This is a genomic window from Sphingobacteriales bacterium (assembly GCA_016706405.1).
Lineage (GTDB): Bacteria > Bacteroidota > Bacteroidia > Chitinophagales > UBA2359 > BJ6.
Genome location: JADJJT010000003.1, coordinates 203,569 through 217,674, shown reverse-complemented (window position 1 = coordinate 217,674; position 14,106 = coordinate 203,569). Strand labels below are relative to the sequence as shown.

The 14,106-nt window shown below is 40.9% G+C and carries 9 protein-coding genes and 1 pseudogene; 6 read left to right on the top strand and 4 right to left on the bottom strand.

What is annotated here, in order from left to right:
* Positions 1–2 precede the first annotated feature (2 nt).
* Positions 3–1,412, top strand: coding sequence for an alpha/beta hydrolase (locus IPI59_12785; protein MBK7528398.1), 1,410 nt, complete (start codon positions 3–5; stop codon positions 1,410–1,412).
* Positions 1,413–1,614: 202 nt separating this feature from the next.
* Here the strand turns inward: IPI59_12785 and IPI59_12780 are convergent, their stop codons facing one another.
* Positions 1,615–4,401 (bottom strand): leucine--tRNA ligase, encoded by a 2,787-nt coding sequence (locus tag IPI59_12780; GenBank protein MBK7528397.1) that lies wholly within the window; start codon positions 4,399–4,401, stop codon positions 1,615–1,617.
* A 279-nt stretch (positions 4,402–4,680) separates the two neighbouring features.
* On the opposite strand from IPI59_12780, the pseudogene murB reads away from it, so the two are divergent.
* Positions 4,681–5,695: pseudogene (murB, locus tag IPI59_12775) on the top strand (UDP-N-acetylmuramate dehydrogenase).
* Between the two features lie 85 nt (positions 5,696–5,780).
* The gene (locus tag IPI59_12770) at positions 5,781–7,280 is read left to right on the top strand and encodes a carboxypeptidase M32 (protein ID MBK7528396.1); all 1,500 of its coding nucleotides are present in this window, start codon (positions 5,781–5,783) and stop codon (positions 7,278–7,280) included.
* A 91-nt stretch (positions 7,281–7,371) separates the two neighbouring features.
* On the opposite strand, the gene IPI59_12765 is transcribed toward IPI59_12770, so the two are convergent.
* Positions 7,372–8,706 (bottom strand): MATE family efflux transporter, encoded by a 1,335-nt coding sequence (locus tag IPI59_12765; GenBank protein MBK7528395.1) that lies wholly within the window; start codon positions 8,704–8,706, stop codon positions 7,372–7,374.
* Between the two features lie 149 nt (positions 8,707–8,855).
* On the opposite strand from IPI59_12765, the gene IPI59_12760 reads away from it, so the two are divergent.
* From IPI59_12760 to IPI59_12750, 3 genes are all read left to right on the top strand, one after another.
* Positions 8,856–9,467, top strand: coding sequence for a tetratricopeptide repeat protein (locus IPI59_12760; protein ID MBK7528394.1), 612 nt, complete (start codon positions 8,856–8,858; stop codon positions 9,465–9,467).
* Positions 9,468–9,541: 74 nt separating this feature from the next.
* On the top strand, positions 9,542–10,792 hold the full coding sequence (locus tag IPI59_12755) for a metallophosphoesterase (GenBank protein MBK7528393.1): 1,251 nt from the start codon (positions 9,542–9,544) through the stop codon (positions 10,790–10,792).
* A gap of 84 nt (positions 10,793–10,876) precedes the next feature.
* Positions 10,877–11,914 (top strand): M28 family peptidase, encoded by a 1,038-nt coding sequence (locus tag IPI59_12750; protein ID MBK7528392.1) that lies wholly within the window; start codon positions 10,877–10,879, stop codon positions 11,912–11,914.
* 34 nt (positions 11,915–11,948) lie between these two features.
* On the opposite strand, the gene IPI59_12745 is transcribed toward IPI59_12750, so the two are convergent.
* On the bottom strand, positions 11,949–12,851 hold the full coding sequence (locus IPI59_12745; GenBank protein MBK7528391.1) for a hypothetical protein: 903 nt from the start codon (positions 12,849–12,851) through the stop codon (positions 11,949–11,951).
* A 35-nt stretch (positions 12,852–12,886) separates the two neighbouring features.
* The gene (locus IPI59_12740; protein MBK7528390.1) at positions 12,887–13,885 is read right to left on the bottom strand and encodes a hypothetical protein; all 999 of its coding nucleotides are present in this window, start codon (positions 13,883–13,885) and stop codon (positions 12,887–12,889) included.
* Positions 13,886–14,106 lie beyond the last annotated feature (221 nt).

Here is a 14,106-nt window from a genome sequence, read left to right as displayed (position 1 = left end):
ATATGCGTAAATTATCTTTTTTCTTCCTGTCTTCCATTTTGTTTTCGCTTGCTACGGCTAAGGCGCAAGTTAATTTAGTTGTCGATAAAATACCCGCAAACACACCTGCAACCGATATAATTTATATTGCCGGCAGCTTTAATGGCTGGGACCCTGCCAGCACACCATTAACACAAAATCCGGATAAAACTTATACCATCACCCTAAATTTGCCCGAAAATGGCGACTACCAGTATAAATTTACACGCGGCGACTGGAAAAAAGTAGAAGGCAACGAATTAGGCGAGTTTTTGCCTAACCGCAGTTTTTCGTACAATGGCTCGCCTCAAATAATTACAAACACCATTGCCTCGTGGACTGATTTGGCGGGCAGCCAAAATTCACATTCGGCAAACGCCCAAGTTCAAATTTTAGACAGTTTATTTTATATGCCCGAACTTAAAAGGTATAGGCGAATATGGCTGTACTTGCCGCAAGATTATGCTACAAGCACTAAATATTATCCGGTTATTTATATGCAAGATGGCCAAAACCTGTTCGATAAATTTTATAGTTATGCCGGAGAATGGAAAGTGGATGAAACACTTACCAACCTCGAAAACAAAGGCTATTATGGTTGCATTGTAGTGGGTATTGACAATGGAGAGGCAAAACGCATTGACGAATATTCGCCTTGGATTAATACGCAATATGGTGGTGGCGAGGGCGATGAGTATATAAATTTTATTGTAAACACCTTAAAACCCCATGTTGACGCCCAATTCCGAACACGCACCGAAGCTAATTTTACGGCCATAATGGGCAGTTCAATGGGAGGGTTAATTAGTTTGTATGGCGCGTTAACCTATCCGGATGTGTTTGGGCGCGCCGGTGTGTTCTCGCCATCGTTGTGGTTTAGCAATAAAGTTTATACTTATGCAGCCGAAAAAGGAGGCAATACCGGCCAACAAAAAACCTATTTTTTGGCAGGTGGTAAAGAAGACAATGGCTCGGTAGTAAAAGCGGTTACCAAAATGATTGATACCTTAAAAAAGGCGGGCGTTGCCGAGGCCAATTTGCAAAACACCACCGACCCAGAAGGCAATCATAACGAACAATTTTGGGCTAAATACGTTGCCAGCGCCGTAGAGTGGCTGCTGCCAAACGCCGAAATAAACAGCACCGCAACTGCTGCTGCCCAGTTGTTTATTAGTGTCAAAAACCTGCCTCAAAATATTGTAATTAATACCGAGCGCGAACCAAGTATTTTAGAAGGTATTTTATTTAATATTAACGGCGATGCTGTTTGGAAGCAACAGTTTTACAAACATGCCAATATCCCTAAAAACAATTTGCCGACGGGCGTGTATCTGCTAAAAGTGTATAAAAAAGGAATTTGTACTTTTAGTGATAAAATTGGCGTGGTTCGATAAAGGTTAATGGAGACCACATTGTGATATTGTTTGTAGTTAATACTTTATTCCGGATTTTACCTTTAAGAACCCAAAGGGTTCAAAGGTTGAGAAAACGGTTTTTATTGGGCTTTCTACAAACATAAAATCCCTTCTGCATTGGTTAGACGGATTCATTCCTTCACTCCTTCCAAGCCAATTCTAAATACAAGCTGTAATAGTACTACCCCACCAACAAATTTACAATTCGCCCCGGAACATATATGAACTTTTTAATGCTAACATTACTTAGTAAACTTTGTAAATCGGGGTGGGTGGTTACGGCGGTTTTCATGGCAGCCTCGTCTAAACCAAGTGGCAACTCAAGGGTAGCGCGTATTTTGCCGTTTATTTGTATTGGAAACTGCTTGGTATCATCGCGGGTGAAGGCGGGGTCAAAATTGGGGAAGTTTTGCAAATGCACACTGTTGCCTGCTTGCTCATGGCCTAATTTCGACCAAAGCTCTTCGGCAAGGTGGGGGGCAAACGGAGCTATTGACAAAGTAAGCAAACGCAATACTTCCGGATGGCTGCATTTTTCGTCTGCTAATTTATTTACACAAATCATATAATGGCTTACACAGGTATTTAAGTTAAACCGCTCTATATCATTGTGCACCCTTTCGAGGCAGCGATGTATAGCCTTTAGCGACTCGGTACTGGGCGGAGCGGTGCTTAACTGAGGATTTCCAGCTTCGTCACAATTAAACAAACTCCATAATTTGCGCAAAAACCTCGATACCCCAACAATGTTTTTGGTGTTCCATGGTTTGCTGTCTTCAATTGGTCCTAAAAACATTTCGTACATTCTAAAACAATCGGCGCCGTATAGTCGCACCATATCGTCGGGGTTTACCACATTATGGTAGCGTTTGCTCATTTTTTCGTTGGCAGTTCCGCAAATATATTCGTTGTTTTCAAGTATAAATTCGGCCTCGGCAAATTCGCTGCGCCATGCGCGTAGTTGTGCGATATTTAATTCGTTATTGTCGTTTACAAATTGTACCGGAACGCGCAGCGCGGTGGTTTGGTATTGCGAAGCTAATCCGGAAGAAACGTACTGGTTGGTATTGTTAATCCGGAAAACTAATGCCGAAACGCCTTGTATCATACCTTGGTTCACTAATTTCTGAAAGGGTTCAATGGTGGGCACAATACCCAAATCATACAAAAATTTATGCCACATACGCGCATATATTAAATGGCCGGTGCCATGTTCGGCGCCACCCACATAAAAATCAACATTTTGCCAATAGTTTATAGCTTCGGGCGATGCTAAGGCATGTTGGTTGTGCACGTCCATATAGCGCAAAAAGTACCAGCTCGAGCCTGCGCTGCCCGGCATGGTATCGGTTTCGCGGCGACCTTGTGGCGTATTAACCCAGTTTGTTAGCTTGGCCAATGGCGATTCGCCAGTGCCCGAAGGCTCAAAATCGTTAGTATTTGGCAATAACAAAGGCAAATCCTCATAGGGTAGTGGTTGTGGGTTTCCTTCCTCGTCGTAAACTATTGGTATGGGTTCGCCCCAGTAACGCTGGCGGCCAAATCCCCAGTCGCGCAGTTTAAAATTTACCATTCGCGAGCCAATTTTTTGTGTTTCAAGACGATGAATAACAGCTTCAATTGCATCTTTAACTTCTAATCCGGTAATAAAACCTGAGTTGATAAGTGTGCCAACTTTATCGGATTTTGTTGCGTAGGGGTAGGCTGTTTTGTCGATAATTGGCAAAATGGGCAAATTAAATTGAAGGGCAAAAGCCTCGTCCCGGTCGTCGTCGCTTGGCACTGCCATAATGGCGCCGGTGCCGTAACCCATTAGCACATATTCGCTAATCCAAATGGGTATTTTTTGTCCGGTAAATGGGTGCAAAGCATACGCGCCCGTAAACACCCCCGACACTTGCTTTTCGCTTTGGCGTTCAATATCATTTCGGTTATCCGTCCAGGCTTGGTAGGCTTTAATTTTGCTGGTTTGTTCGGGGGTGGTAATGGTTGCTACAAGCGGATGTTCGGGCGCTAAAACCATAAAACTAAGTCCAAAAATAGTATCGGGGCGGGTGGTAAAAATTTCAAAACCGCCCTGTAATGGCTCGGCCAGTTCAAACCAAATACTTGCCCCTTCTGAGCGGCCAATCCAGTTGCGTTGGATGGTTTTCATGGAGACAGGCCAGTCGAGGTCTTCTAAATCGTCTAACAAACGTTGGGCATAAGCCTCTATCCGGATATTCCATTGCTGCATTAGCTTTTTTGTTACCGGATGTCCGCCCCGCTCTGAAACACCATTAATCACTTCGTCGTTAGCCAGTACACAGCCCAATGCCTCGCACCAGTTTACCGTGGTAAACGAGCGGTAAGCTAACCGGTACTGCATAAGTATATTTTGTTGTTGTGTTTTGTTGTAATTTTGCCAATCGCTGGCAGTAAACGCCTCGTGCTTGTCGTGTAATGCTTGCACCGCTGTTGAGCCAGTAGTATTAAATATTTCGATTAAATTGTCTATTGATTCGGCTTTATTTGTGCTGCTGTTATACCAACTGTTGAATAACTGAATAAATATCCACTGCGTCCATTTATAAAAGTTTGAGTCGCAAGTGCTGAGCTTCCGGTCCCAATCGTAACTTAGTCCTAAGTTTTGTAATTGACTTTTAAAAATAGCTATACTTTTTTGTTGGGTTATTTGGGGGTGTTGCCCGCTTTCTAAGGCGTATTGCTCGGCGGGCAAGCCAAAAGCATCAAACCCCATTGGATGAAGCACATTGAACCCTTTCATGCGTTTAAAACGAGCTACAATATCACTGGCAATATACCCCAAGGGGTGGCCTACATGCAAACCAGCCCCCGAAGGGTACGGAAACATGTCAAGGATATAATATTTGGGTTTGTTAGATTCGTTTTTAGTTTGGTAAATATCGTTTTTTTCCCAATATTGCCGCCAATGTACTTCAATAGTCTGCGGATTGTAATCTTTCATAATAGTAGTTTTAAATGATGGCTAAGGTGCTAACTTTAAACGAAATAAAACCCTGCCAGAGGATAAAACTGGCAGGGTTGTTGCGCAAAGATACGACAAAAAACGGTTCAAAAATGCAAGTTTTGCTTGTTTTGGTCAAACAGGTAAAACAAAATTGTATCGGGTGGGCAGTGTTTCGTTGCTTTATTTTACCTTTGTTGTGTAGCCCGGATTACTATAAATCTAGGGTTTAAAATTTGTTTTCTATTAGTTTACTTACTTTGAGTTTTAGATAAACCTATGCCCCTGGTTTTACGCCATGTAAATTTACAACCTTATAATACTTTTGGATTAAAGGCAAATGCTTCGCATTTTGCAATTGTTGATACTATAACAACTTTACAAGAACTTATTAGTCCTACAAAATGGCAAAATTTACCCCGCTTTGTTTTAGGCGGCGGCAGCAATATTTTGTTGCAAGGCAATTTGAAGGCTTTGGTATTATACCAGCAAATGCCCCAAATTTACATCGAAGCCGAAACAATTGATGAGGTGATTTTAGTAGCCGAGGCCGGTGTAGTTTGGCATAACTTGGTTTTATTTGCTATTGAGCGGGGCTGGGGCGGAATCGAAAACCTTTCATTAATACCCGGATCTGTTGGCGCAGCACCCATTCAAAATATTGGCGCTTATGGGGCAGAGTTGAAAGACGTATTGGTTTGGCTCGAAGCCATGCACTTAAATACTGCCGAAATAAGGCGTTTTACTAACAAAGACTGCCTTTTTGGCTACCGCGACAGCATATTTAAACGCGAGTTAAAAGGGCAGTATTGTATTACAAAAATAGCTTTGCGCCTACAAAAATATCCGGAATTTAAAGTAGAATACGGCGCAATTCGGGCGGCAATAGGTAATCAACCCCTAAGTTTAAAAACCATCAGCGAAGCGGTGTGCCAAATTAGGCGCAGCAAACTGCCTAACCCCGCCGAAATTGGCAATGCTGGCAGTTTTTTTAAAAATCCTGAAATTCAAACAGCAAAAGCCCAACAATTAAAAAACACTTTTCCGGAAATGCCTGTTTATGAGAGTCAATTGCCGGGCTATAGCAAAATACCCGCCGTGGTTAATTGAACAATGCGGTTTTAAAGGTTTCCGGAAAGGAAATGTAGGAGTGCACCAGCATCATGCCCTTGTTTTGGTAAATTACGGTGGTGCCCGAGGGCGTTCTATTGTTGCGCTGGCCAAAAAAATACAGGCGGCAGTTGAACAAAAGTTTGGTCTTGTTTTGCATCCGGAGGTAAATTATGTGCCGTAGCGCTCTGAATTGGCAAAACTTCGGCTATTTGCCTTTAAAATTCATTACCTTTGCAGCCTATTAAATAAATCCACAAAAGTATATCATGGAAAATCAGTTGTATGTACATTTTTGCAAAAAAATGCAGGAAATGGGCTATTTAAGCTCGGCCATGTCTGTATTATCATGGGATCAAGAAACTTATATGCCCGAAAAAGGTGCAGCAATGCGGTCGCAGCAATTGGCAACTTTGTCGGGTATTGCCCACGACCAATTTACAAGTGACGAAACTCAGGATTTGGTTGACTCGCTGCAAACTATTATTCCGGATTTAACTTTTGCACAGCAGCGCAATGTAAGCGAGGTTGCCAAAGCTCTTGACCGGGCCAAAAAATTTTCGCGCGAGTTTGTTATGCGCAGTTCCCGAATAACATCGCAATGCTTTCAGGCGTGGCAATATGCCAAACAACACAACGATTTTGAAAAATACCAACAACCGTTGGCCGAAATGGTAGCCTTAAAACGCGAGGCTTGCGAAATTTTGGGTTATAAAAATCATCCCTACGATGCTTTAATTGACCAATATGAGCCAGAAACTACCACCGCTGACGTTATCACTTTGTTTGATGATGTAAGGCAGCAATTAGTAGATTTTGTTGCCGAAATTGCCAATAAACCACCTGTTGACGACCGTTTTTTGCGCCAAAATTACCCTCAAAAACAACAATGGGATTTTGGTATTGACCTGCTTAAACAAATGGGTTACGACTTTTCGGCAGGTCGGCAAGATGTGTCTTCGCACCCTTTTACCACCAGTTTTGGCAGTAACGATGTGCGCGTTACTACCCGCATTGACGAAAATAGTTTAGACGACATGATTTGGAGTTGTATTCACGAGGGAGGGCATGCCCTGTACGAACAAGGTTTGCCCGGAGCTGAGTTTGGTTTAACCTCGGGAAGTGCTGCTTCATTGGGTATCCACGAGTCGCAATCAAGGCTTTGGGAGAATATGGTAGGCCGTTCATTACCCTACTGGAAAGCTAATTATGGCAGTTTGCAACAAATTTTTAAAACTCAATTAGCAAAAACAAGTTTAATTGATTTTTATAAAGGTATTAATAAGGTTGAACCCAGTTTTATTCGCACAAGCGCCGATGAGCTAACTTATCATTTTCATATTATGATACGTTTTGAATTGGAATTGGCACTGCTTACCGGCAATTTAAAAGTAGCCGACCTGCCCGCCGCATGGAACGACAAGTACAAAGCCTATTTAAATATTGAAGTTCCGAACAATCAAAAGGGCTGCTTGCAAGATGTGCATTGGTCGCATGGCAGTTTTGGCTATTTTCCAACCTATTCGATAGGTAGTTTTTACGCTGCCCAGTTTTACGCCCATGCTCAAAAAGCCATTCCAAATTTAACCGCCAATATTGAAGCGGGTAATTTGCAAGCGCTGTTACAATGGCTGCGTACCAATATACACCAACATGGCGGCACCTACCCCGCGCCATCTCTTTGCCAAAGGGTTACCGGCGAAAAACTAAATTTTAAATATTTTATGGATTACGCACGCGATAAGTATTCTTTTATTTACGACTTATAAGAAGCACCATTATATTGCTTAATCCGGAATTATTTTTTTGCGAAGCTAAAAGTTTGATGCCCTAATTTGCAGTTAGGTTGGGCAAAATGTATTATATATGAAAATCTTCCCAATTACTGCGCTTTAAAAAGGCCCATGCCAAAATTGCCAGCAGCGTCCAGTAAATAAACTCGGCCATCCAAACATACCAAAGTTGCACCTCGGTTACCCACTTTACCAAAGCGACCGCATAGCCCAAATAAACAATTATGCTAAACATTTCTATTAACAACGAGTAAATGACTGCACCCGTACCCATTAATCCGTTAAATATTACAGCCGATACTGCCGAGGCTAATAAAATAAAAATTAAGGGATAAAAAAGCGGAATGGCGGCCTGCGCAATAGCGGTATCTTGGGTAAAAATGTGGGCAATATATGCCGGAAACAAAACTAAGCTTAGGCATAAAACAATGGTAATAACAACGCTTACAATGATGGTTCGGTAAATAGCTATAAATACGCGGCTGTGTTTTTGTTGTCCAATTATATTGCTTACTAATGCGTTAGCCGCCGAAGCCATACCCCATGCGGGAATACTGTAAAAAGTATAAACCATTTTTACCACTGTTGAAACAGAAAGTGCACGCTTGCCCAAACTTTCGATGATGCTAAACAGCAAAAACCAGCCCCCCAAACCCATAATATATTGCACTATAATAGGGAAGGATAAGTTAAATAACCGTTTTAACGACACGAAATTAACTGCCTCAAAATTAAATAATTGTAGTGGTTTGAGGTATCTGTCGTAGCAAATCCATATAAAAGCCAATCCAGTACAAACCACCTCGGCAATGGTTGAAGCGAGACCCGACCCGGCAATGCCCATTTCCGGAAATGGTCCAACACCAAAAACAAGCAAATAATTTAACCCTGCATTAATAATAAACAAAGCAATAGTTATAACCGCTATAATTCCGGTTCGGCCTATACTGGTATATAAAGCCATGTACACAAAACTAAGACAGCTAAAAAACAAACCAAAAATGCGATAATCTAAATACAATAAACTAGCTTCGTAAATATCTTTATTGGTTATAAATAGCGCCAATATTTGCCTCGAAAAGAAAAAAATTGTAAGAAACAGCACAAGCGCCATTCCAAGCTCGAGGTACATTAAATGCCGCACCCAAAATCCGGCTTGGTGGTAATTGCCCGCGCCAATACGCCTCGAAATTAATATTTGCCCACCCCTTGAGATGGCAAAACCAATCATAACCAAAATAAGGTAAAAAGTTGAAATTAAGCCCGATGCGGCAAATTCAGTTTCGCCCACCCAGCCTAAAATAATCATATCAGTAGCTCCAATTAAGTTTTGAGCCAAACTGCCCACCATAATGGGGTAGCCAAGTTTCCAAATATCTTTATATACTGCTTTTAATTCCACCTTACAAAGGTACACCTTTATACTTTTAATTTTGACGGTTCTTATTCCATTTTCTGGGTGAGGCAAATAAAATCAATAAAATAGCTTAACTTTGTGCTTGGTTTTAAACCATCATCAATAAATAAACTTAAAGTCAAATACAAATAAAAATGAAAAAAATTGTAATATTGGCCAGCTTTTTAACCACTATCGGATGGATAATGTTAGTTTCAAGCTGTAATAGCGGATCTGGATCTGCATCGTTAGCAAGTGCCATTAAATCGGCTGAGGACTCACTTAAAATGAGTGGCTCGTCTGGAATTTCGGCTACTAAAGCACAAGCGGCTATAAAAGCCTATACAAACTATGCCGATGCAAACCCCAAAGATGCCGCAACCCCTAATTATCTTTTTAAAGCAGGCGAATTGTACGGCATGTTGCAAGACAACGAAAAAAGTATCGAAACATTTAAACGCATATACGAGCAATATCCGGACTATGAAAAAGCGCCACAAAGTTTATTTATGATGGCATTTACCACCGATGAAAAACTAAAAAATGCCGATGCTGCAAAAGTACTGTATCAAGAGTTTATCAACAAATATCCCAAACACGAAATGGCAGACGATGCGCAATTTGCCATTGACAATATGGGCAAATCTCCAGAAGATATTGTAAAAATGTTCGAAGAAAAAAATAAAGAGCAACAACCAACTGAGGCAAATGTAAACCAAGGCAACTCAACCGGAAACAATACCACCCCAACACCGCCCCAGAAGTAAAAATACATAGCTAAATCGTTTAAAAGGTCAAAAAACACAACTTTTTTGACCTTTTTTGCATTATATAGTGCGTTATGACTTTTTTTATCAGGAGTTTTATATTTATTGCCATATTAGCCGCTATTGATACCTATGTTTGGCAAGCCTTTAAAACGCTTCAGGCGGCAAAATGGGTTGGTTGGCTCTATTGGGTGGTAACTGCCCTTGTTTACATAGGTATTTTGGCAGCTGCCTTAACCGATGCCCGCACTTGGCCAACTATTTTCCGCACTTATTTGTTTTCGGCAATTGTTATTTTATTAGTTAGCAAATTGATAGTTGTTGTATTTTTGTTGCTTGATGATATTTCGCGCTTCATGCAATTTTTATGGCACAAAATAAATCCAACCGCCGCAATACCTGACAGTGCCACCGAAATATCCGGAAAAAGCAATACGATTACCCGTTCAAAATTTTTAAGTTTATTAGGCTTAGGCTTAGGCAGTATTCCGCTTCTTACTTTAATGTGGGGTATTATCCGCAATGCGCACAACTACCAAATAAAACGGGTATTACTGCCTATTGCCAATTTGCCTGCCGCCTTGCAAGGCTTAACTATTGCCCAAATCTCCGATATTCACTCGGGGTCGTTTGTAGATGCCAAACCTGTTCAAAAAGGTATAAATTTACTGAACAGTTTAAATCCGGATTTGGTATTTTTTACCGGCGATTTAGTAAACATGACCGCCAACGAAATTGAACCCTATTTGTCAATTTTTGGGCAAATTCAATCAAAATATGGCGTTTTTTCAATCACTGGCAACCACGATTATGCCGACTACATGCCCTTTACCCGCGAAGAGCGCGCCCAAAACTTTGAGCAACTTAAAAAAATGCAGCAACGTATGGGCTGGCAATTATTGTTAAACGAGCATAAGATAATACAAATTGAGGATGAAAATTTAGCGGTAATTGGAGTTGAAAACTGGAGCAATAAAGCGCGTTTTTCTAAATACGGCGATTTGGCAAAAGCCTATTCCGGATGTGAAGATGCTGCGATTAAACTACTCCTGTCGCACGACCCTTCGCATTGGCGGGCACAGGTATTGCCGCAATTCCCAGATATTCAGGCTACATTTTCGGGGCATACGCATGGCTTTCAGTTTGGCGTTGATAAACCATGGTTAAAATGGAGCCCCGCCAAATGGATGTATTCCGAATGGTTAGGGCTTTACAACGAAGGCAAACAATATCTGTATGTAAATCCCGGATTTGGATATTTAGGCTACCCCGGCCGCGTTGGTATTTTGCCTGAAATTACCTTGTTTGAACTGACAACAGCTTAATATCCGGAATTTTAATTGCAGTCATCGAAGTCCACAACGGGCAATACTATTTTTTTAGTTATTTTTGCCCCAATAATTAATAATATGCACCATTTTCGCATCAAATTTTTTACCCCTTCTTTGTTTTTGAGCCTTATTGCAGGGGCAATTTTAGCCATTTTGGGCTGCCAGCCAAACGAAGGAAAAAAATCCGGCACTGCAAACCAAGCTAACAATAACAGCCACGCCCCAGCTAAATCTGCCGTACAGGTTCCATCTTTTAATGCCGACTCGACCTTTGAATATATTAACAAACAAGTGAGTTTTGGCCCGCGCGTGCCCGGCAGCAAAGGCCATAAAGCATGTGGAGATTGGCTAACCCAACAATTTGCAATTTTTACCGATACCGTCCTTACCCAAAAAGCTACCGTAAAATCGGCTACTAACGAGTCGTTTCCAATGCGCAATATTATTGCTAGTACAAACCCAAACCTAAGCCAACGCATTTTGCTTTGCGCCCACTGGGATACCCGCCGCGAAGCCGACCAAGATACCAAACGCCAAAACGAGCCTATACTGGGCGCAAATGACGGCGGTAGCGGAGTTGGCGTTTTGCTCGAAATTGCCCGACAGCTTAAGGCAAAGCCCCTTAAAACAATAGGCGTTGATTTTGTTTTATTTGACGTGGAAGACCAAGGCAAAAGCGATATTGAAAATTCGTACTGCTTAGGCGCGACATATTGGAGCTCCAACCCACATATTCCCGGATACAAAGCACAATATGGCATTTTATTTGACATGGTTGGCGCAGGCGATGCCGTATTTTTGCGCGAAGGTAACTCCATGCAATATGCAGCACATATTGTTAACAAAGTTTGGAACACGGCAGCCGAAATAGGCTACAACCATTATTTTGAAAACAGAAATACCTATCCAATTACAGACGACCATGTGGCGGTAAATAAAATATTGCAAATACCAACCATAGATATAATACAATACGACCCCGAAGGTTTTAAACACGGTTTTGGCGACTTTTGGCATACCCACAACGACGACATGGGTATTATAAGCAAGCCAACCTTAAAAGCAGTAGGACAAACGGTTTTAACCGTTTTGTACCGGCAAGATGAACCTGTTTAATAGGGTTGATAGAAAAGGCAACTTTTTTGTTTGGCTAATTTTTTAAATTGGCCGATGCACATTGCCTAACCACCTCTTGATAAGCCGGATGCTGCACAATTTCTACTAATTTTGACCCAATATCGAGCGCCGGAAACATAGTTTCAATTTTGGAGGCAAGGCAGGGGCAAAATTCCGGAATTTTTAATGCGTCTGCTCCCGGTTCTGTTTGCGTGCTTTTTAGGCACCACTTAATAAAACCTTGCTTAGTGCCTTCGGGCCAGGGATCCTTGTTTATTGGCTGCTCAATAGTATAATTTAATCTATTCGTATCGGGCAAAGCTTGGCTAATGGTCTCGTAAATACAATTATTTAAAATATTTTTATATGCAACGTACTTTGTATAATCGCAACTTACGTATTCACTATAAGTTAAGTTTTCTTTAATCTTGTCTAAGGCACAAATACAATAGGCATTTGGCGAAAGCGTTCGGTTTGAATCTGCTATAGCGACACAATTAAAAGAATTTGCGCACGACAAAAATACCTTATAACTATTTATTGGTCTCCAATTTCCACTGCTTTTAGTTACAAGTATTTCATCTGCCTCCTCACTTGTTAATCCGTGTAATTTGGTTAGGCATGATAAAAGCATTAGCTCGACATCTTTTCGCATAGCTTTTCTCTTTTGGCTCCAAGTCAAAAATTCCTCTACATCGTATTTTTCGGCTAAATTGGCTACCATGCAATCGCAAATTTCGTTGGCGGTAAAATTTACAGTCCGCAATTTATCTTCAACCTCAGCGTAGCATTGCTGTTTTGCAATTTCTAATACCTCCATAGTCCAGTTATTTTTAATTGCCTCCTGCGATAGAAAATTTGTTTGTGCTTGCGATACATAAGAAAAGGCCAAGCAACAGAAGATAAAAACAATGAGGTTTGTTAATTTTGTTTTCATATTAAAATGATAATTTGTTGTATGTTTACGGATACTTACTTACCTTTCATATTTTTTGAAGCACACTCTTCCATAACTGCCTGTACCGCCGGATGCTCCGTAATTTTATCGCCTTGTAGTGCCATATCGGTAACTGAAAACATTATTTCAAATTTTTCGACTACACATTGGCAAAATCCGGGGGCATTTAAAAATTCACTGCCCGGTTCGCCCTCTGCTCCTTCAATGCACGATTTTACAAACATCTCGCGCGAGCCTTCAGGCCAAGGCTCTTTGTTGATAGGAATTTCAATGATGCGCTCGTGGATATTTGCTTTTTCATCCGGAAGTGTTTGAGTATTATTTTTAGGATCAATTCCCGATATTTGTTTGGGGGTATCATTTTTGTGCATTAGATCGGTAACGCAGCCCAAAATAATTTGTTGTAAATTAGGGTCGGTCGTCATTACCTGGTCGGCTTGCTCGGGCGTATATTTTTGTTTTATTTTATGTAGCGTACACAAACAATATTCATCAATATTTACTATGTTTTTTAATGCATTTACAGAGGTATCGGCGTTTGATGCAGTGATACAGGTTTGAACCATATTTTGCATAGCAATAAAGTTCCAGCCATTTTCTTCGGGGCCGTATTTTGCTTTTAACTCCATTTGTTGTTGCTGTGTTAGTCCTTGTAGGTCGGTGTAACAAGCATAATAATAAGTTAAGGCTTGGGGGGAAGTATAAAAATCCACGCCCTTTTGCATAACTTCAGTAATGGCATAGTCTTGGGCAATTTTGGTCATCACGCAGCTACAATATTCGTCAATTTTTACCGGCAACAGTGCAATTACCGATTCGCCCATTTTCTCTTTTGCCCCGGCCTCGCAAAATTTGGCAGCCATTTTAATACTTTCGGCAGACCAGCCATTTTCGGCGGGGGTTTTTGTTTTGTTTTGTGCTGCGTTGCCGCTGGCTTGTGCGTTTGCTGCCAAAGAGAAAAAAAGAGGACAAATTACTAATGCCCAAACTGGGAGAAAAGAAATGTATTTCATTTTATTTAATTGATAATCAATATATTTATTATAAAATTTGTTACTGCACTACAATGCAAAGGTAACACTTGCTTTGCATTCTTAAATTAAACCTAAACCGAAAAAAATATACACCCACCTACCGAAAATGCAATTTAATAGCTGTAATAGAACAAATATAAAGGTAAATTTATTATTCTAACAGCGAATAAATAACAAAACATTATTTTTTTGAGGCAAAT

Bases quoted from the DNA above. Each gene is read 5' to 3' on its own strand.
- IPI59_12785 (MBK7528398.1), top strand. From the start codon at position 3: ATGCGTAAATTATCTTTTTTCTTCCTGTCTTCCATTTTGTTTTCGCTT.
- IPI59_12780 (MBK7528397.1), bottom strand. From the start codon at position 4,401: ATGAAAGATTACAATCCGCAGACTATTGAAGTACATTGGCGGCAATAT.
- IPI59_12770 (MBK7528396.1), top strand. From the start codon at position 5,781: ATGGAAAATCAGTTGTATGTACATTTTTGCAAAAAAATGCAGGAAATG.
- IPI59_12760 (MBK7528394.1), top strand. From the start codon at position 8,856: ATGAAAAAAATTGTAATATTGGCCAGCTTTTTAACCACTATCGGATGG.
- IPI59_12755 (MBK7528393.1), top strand. From the start codon at position 9,542: ATGACTTTTTTTATCAGGAGTTTTATATTTATTGCCATATTAGCCGCT.
- IPI59_12750 (MBK7528392.1), top strand. From the start codon at position 10,877: ATGCACCATTTTCGCATCAAATTTTTTACCCCTTCTTTGTTTTTGAGC.
- IPI59_12745 (MBK7528391.1), bottom strand. From the start codon at position 12,851: ATGAAAACAAAATTAACAAACCTCATTGTTTTTATCTTCTGTTGCTTG.
- IPI59_12740 (MBK7528390.1), bottom strand. From the start codon at position 13,885: ATGAAATACATTTCTTTTCTCCCAGTTTGGGCATTAGTAATTTGTCCT.